Annotated in this window: 4 protein-coding genes; 1 reads left to right on the plus strand and 3 read right to left on the minus strand. The window is 68.1% G+C overall.

Going from position 1 to position 3,889, the window contains the following annotated elements:
* The 3 genes from ACRDUX_RS18630 to ACRDUX_RS18640 all read right to left on the minus strand — a co-directional run.
* Nucleotides 1-246: SDR family NAD(P)-dependent oxidoreductase (locus ACRDUX_RS18630; RefSeq protein ID WP_526415501.1), on the minus strand; the 246-nt coding region annotated here is incomplete at its 3' end.
* Nucleotides 243-941 carry an SDR family NAD(P)-dependent oxidoreductase gene (locus ACRDUX_RS18635; protein WP_526415502.1) on the minus strand — a complete coding sequence of 233 codons (699 nt, stop codon included), beginning with the start codon at nucleotides 939-941 and terminating at the stop codon, nucleotides 243-245. The genes ACRDUX_RS18635 and ACRDUX_RS18630, both read right to left, overlap by 4 nt.
* Nucleotides 934-2,412 (minus strand): amino acid permease, encoded by a 1,479-nt coding sequence (locus ACRDUX_RS18640; RefSeq protein ID WP_526415503.1) that lies wholly within the window; start codon nucleotides 2,410-2,412, stop codon nucleotides 934-936. Before ACRDUX_RS18640 ends, ACRDUX_RS18635 begins: the two co-directional genes overlap by 8 nt.
* A 240-nt stretch (nucleotides 2,413-2,652) precedes the next feature.
* Between ACRDUX_RS18640 and ACRDUX_RS18645 the strand changes: the two genes are divergently transcribed.
* Nucleotides 2,653-3,889 (plus strand): PucR family transcriptional regulator (locus ACRDUX_RS18645; protein WP_526415504.1); only part of this gene is annotated, 1,237 nt, incomplete at its 3' end.

The raw sequence follows: 3,889 nt of genomic DNA on the forward strand, positions 1-3,889 counted from the left end.
GTCCAGGCGTCCGGCCGCCTGCACGACGTGTGTTGCGATGCGCGCACATTCGCCCGCGTCGGACACGTCACCGGCGGCGGTCAGTCCGCCGAGCTCGTCGGCGAGCGCGCGCAGCTCAGCGCTGTCGCGAACGTCGTTGACGGCCACCGTGGCCCCCGCGGCGGCCAGGTGCCGGGCGTGCGCGGCACCCATCCCCTGCGCTGCACCGGTGACCAGAGCGACCCGTCCGTCCAGGTTCGTGCTCATATCACCGCTCCGGAGTTGACGTTGACGACCTCGCCGACGCTGAATGTCGCGTCACAGAGCAGGTATTCGACGCAGCGCGCCACCTCGCGGGGGGTGGCCAGCCGCCGCAGCGGAAGTGTGTCGAGGTAATCGGTTGCACGCCAGGGTGAATCGGCCGCCAGCAACGGGGTGTCCGTCGGCCCGGGAGCTACGCAGTTGACCCGCACACCGCGGCCGGCCACCTCGACGGCCAGGCTGCGGACGACACCGAGAATCGCACCCTTGGCGGCGGCGTAGTGCGCGTCGCCGTCGCCGCCACCAACGGCCAACTCGCTGGCCACCGCAACCAGCGCCCCACCGTGATCGATCAGGTCGGGCAGAGTCGCCCGCGCGACGTTCACCAAACCCCCGAGGTGTACGCGCAGCATGCGCCGCCACGCATCGGCGGTGATATCGGCGACCGGCGCCATGTCGTAGTAACCCGCCGACGTTACGACCGCACTGATGGGTCCGAGCCGTGCGCGGATCCGTGCTACGCCATCGCCAACCGCCGCGGCATCCGAGACATCCACGGCGACAGTGTGTTCTGCGCCAGGAGCCGACCCGGCGAGGTCGAGGCAGCCCACCGTGAACCCACGCCCGGTCAGGGCCTCGATGACGGCCGCGCCGATACCGCTCGCGCCACCGGTGACCAGCGCTACGGGGTGGTCACTCACCGACCAGTGCCCGATCGTCGGCTTGTTCGTCGAGCTCTTCGATGTCGTCGATGACCGCAGCTCCGACGATCCGGGCTCGCACGGTCGCCAACACCACGGCGCCGATCACCCCAAGCACGACGACGCCGATCCACACCGACCAGTCCAGGTAACGCTGCTCGAAAGCCGCTCGCGGCCAAGCGATATTGATGAACTGCAGCACCGCCCAGACCGCGGCCACCACCGCCACCGGCAACGTCGCGCGGCCCAGCGAGAACGTGGCGGGCGTCCAGGCGCCGCGCAGCAGCACCACCAGGAAGCCGATCAGCGGGAACAGGAATGCCAGGTAGAAGCCGCCTGCGGTGAAGTTGACCATCAGCGAGTAGACATCACCGGCGACGATGCTGAGCAGGAACAAACCACCGCCGATCACCGTGGTGACCAGGATCGCCATCACCGGGATGCGCGCCTTGCCACGCAACCGGACCAGCGCACCGGCCCCAGGCAGTGCGCCGTCGCGGGCGTACGCCCAGATGACGCGCGATGCCGAGGTCTGCAGGGCAAGGAAGCTGGCCAGGAAGCCGATGACGAACAGCAACTCGACAGGCTTGGCGACGCCGGCGCCCAGCGCCGTGGTCAGGGTGTCGTACACCGGGTCGGCCACCGTGCCGTCGGCCACCGCGCCCAGATCCGGAATCGCCAGGATGATCGCGAGGCTGGAGTAGGCCACCACCACCGCGATGAACACCAATGAGAACAGCACCGCCTTGGGCAGGTCCCGGCGCGGTTCGTGCACCTCTTCGGCGATGGACCCGGCACTCTCGAAGCCGACGAAGGACCACCCGATGAAGGCAACCGCCATCAGGAACGGACCGCTCAGGTACGCCCAGGTGTCCACGTCCGGGCCACCGCCCTGGAACAGCACCGAAAGCGAGTTGTGCCGGTGGAAGAGCAGCAGCCAGGTACCCAGCCCCAGCGAGCCGATCACCTCGGCGATGATGCTGCCGACCATGAAGATCTTCAACGCCCGCCGCCCGACCAGATTGACCGCGGTGCCGGCCAGCAGGATCACCAGCGCGATCAGCGCGAGCGTCCCACCTGACGGCGCTTCGATGCCGACGATGTTGGCGATGAAACCGGCCGCCCCGATCGCCACGGTGGCCATCGCGATCACCAGCGTCCACATGTAGACCCACCCGGCGAACCAGCCGTACGTCGTGCCGAGGAGGCGGCGTGACCACTGATAGATCGATCCTTCCAGCGGCCAACGCGACACCAGGGTGGCGAATACCAGCGCGACCAGGAACTGCCCGCCGAACACCAACAGGAATCCCCACCAGAAGCTCGGGCCTGCGGCGACAAGCGCCAAGCCGAAAATGCCGTAGAGAGCCACGATCGGCGAGATGAATGCGAAGGCGAACGCAAACGCCGACCACAACGAGAACTCTCTGCGCAGCTGGGTCTGCTCCGCGGGGTTGACCGATGATGACATGGCTCGCTCCCATTGCTTGGTACTGGTGGCAGGAACTATCACGCGTGGTCAGTGACCGCGCCAGCCAATGTGCTGAAGACGCAGAGATCGCACTTCACCGGTGCCTCGCATTGGAGGATCGCACAACGATGCCGCCCCCGGATGTGACGACGGCGTTACGCTCGTCCAATGATCTCGCCGCGCCACGGCGTGCCGGCCGAGCCTGCGGCGGCCGCGCGTGGCAAGACGGGCGCGCCCACCCTGCGCGACCTGCTCGACGCGCCGAGGTTGGGACTCGCCGTGCCCGATGGCGCGCCACAGGATCTCGACCGGGCGATCAGCTGGGCGCACACCACCGAAATGCGGGATCCGTCGCGGTATCTGCGAGGCGGCGAGTTGGTCTGCACGGTGGGAATCAGCCTGCAGACACCGCAGGAGTGCCAGGCGTTCGCCGAGTCGCTGGCGGGGGCTGGGGCGGCAGGCGTGTGCTTCGGCATTGGTGACGGTCACGACACGGTGCCGGACGCCTTGCTGGCCCAGTGCCGGCGCCACGACTTGCCGGTGCTGATCGCGGCACCGAGCGTGCCCTTCAGCCAGGTGAGCCGCTTCGTCGCCGAATATGGCCTCGGTGCCGAGATCGCCGTCGCACGCGCAACCAACGCGCTTGTACCAGAGCTTCTTTCGTCCCTGCGCCGCCACGAGTCAGCTCGCGAGCTGCTGGATACCGCCGGCCAGATCCTGGGGTGTTACTTCCTGCTCGACCCGGGCGGCGCCGTGGACACGCCGGAGGGCGAATCGCCCGTGGTCACAGTCGACGTTCCAGGGCTGGGGACCCTCGGATGGCTGGGCCATGGCGGTCAACCAGAGCCAGCGCTTCTCGATCTGATCGCCCGGTTCGTGCGCGCGACCCAGGTTCAACGAGACGTCGAGGCAGCGCTTGCGCGCGAACGCGTCGGTCAGCTGCTGTCGCTGGTAGAGCGGCGGATGCTGCTGCCCGGTGCGTTGGGTCAGCTGCTGGAGTGGCCCGGTTTCGCGGCTGGACAGCTCACCTGCTCAGCGTGGCCAGCCGGGGCAGGCGCGCTGCTGTCGATGGCGATCCCCGAGGCATTGGTCGGTGACGCTCCGGACCTGTGCCTGATGTTGACCGTGGAACCGCTCGACCCGACCGAAGACCTGTCCTTGCCGTCTGGGCACGCAGCGCCCGTGCCGCTGATGGAGATCGGGGCAGCCATCGGTCAGGCGCGCATCGCGCTCGATCTAGCTCGGCGCCGTGGCCGCCGCGTCGGACCCAATCAGCTGAGCACTCTCGAGAGCCTTCTCGAGCAACTCCCCCTCGCCCAGCTCACCCCCTTCAGACAACAGCTGATCGATCCCCTTGCGGAGATGGACCGTCAACGCGGCACTCAGCACGTGCGCACCCTGAGGGCGTTCCTCACCGCCAACGGATCGCTGAGCGAAACTGCACGGGACCTGTATCTGCACACCAACACGGTGCGGC

The sequence above is a fragment of the Mycobacterium sp. genome, from assembly GCF_050701675.1.
GTDB lineage: Bacteria > Actinomycetota > Actinomycetes > Mycobacteriales > Mycobacteriaceae > Mycobacterium.

Bases quoted from the DNA above. Each gene is read 5' to 3' on its own strand.
- ACRDUX_RS18640 (WP_526415503.1), bottom strand. From the start codon at position 2,412: ATGTCATCATCGGTCAACCCCGCGGAGCAGACCCAGCTGCGCAGAGAG.